A 595-nucleotide genomic window follows, 5' to 3' on the forward strand; every position below is an offset into this window, starting at 1 on the left:
TAGATTTGATAAAATTATTCAGATACCATTACCTGATAAAGAAAGTAGAAAGATGATTTTGAAAATTAATGCAGAAAAAATACCAATAAACGATATTCCAAATGATCCACAACACGTAGACATTGATAAAATTGCCGAATTAACAGATGGATTAAGTGGAGCAGATACTGCTGCAATTGCAAACACTGCAGTGTCACTTGTTATTCACGAGTTCTTAGATGCACATCCAGATGTCAAAGACATCGAAAAAAGTTCTGCAGACGCCAAAGTAACTATGAAACACTTTGAGGCAGCAGTAAAGAAAGTAAGAGAACAAAAGAACCTCAAGATAGGCGAAAAACTAGTAGCATCCTATTACAGGTAGTTTTTATTAAATAGACATACCAACTCTCGTAAATGTCTGAATTTATGGGGTATACAGGAAAATCATTAGAATTTTTAAAAACTAACAAAATTAGTGTGGGTGATTCAGTCAAAATTCTTTCAGATTTATCATATTTTGGAATAATTATGCCAAGATACGAGCACAGTGATGATAAACATCTTGTTCTGAAATTAAAGAGTGGATACAATGTTGGATTAGAGATTGAGACCA

General features: G+C 32.8%; 2 pseudogenes. Both read left to right on the plus strand.

Going from position 1 to position 595, the window contains the following annotated elements:
* Nucleotides 1-364, plus strand: a pseudogene (locus tag BG20_RS04540) (AAA family ATPase); the annotation flags it as partial.
* A 32-nt stretch (nucleotides 365-396) separates the two neighbouring features.
* A pseudogene (locus BG20_RS04545) lies at nucleotides 397-595 on the plus strand (Glu-tRNA(Gln) amidotransferase subunit GatD); the annotation flags it as partial.

It is taken from the genome of Candidatus Nitrosarchaeum limnium BG20, assembly GCF_000241145.1.
In the GTDB taxonomy this organism is placed as follows: Archaea; Thermoproteota; Nitrososphaeria; order Nitrososphaerales; family Nitrosopumilaceae; genus Nitrosarchaeum; species Nitrosarchaeum limnae.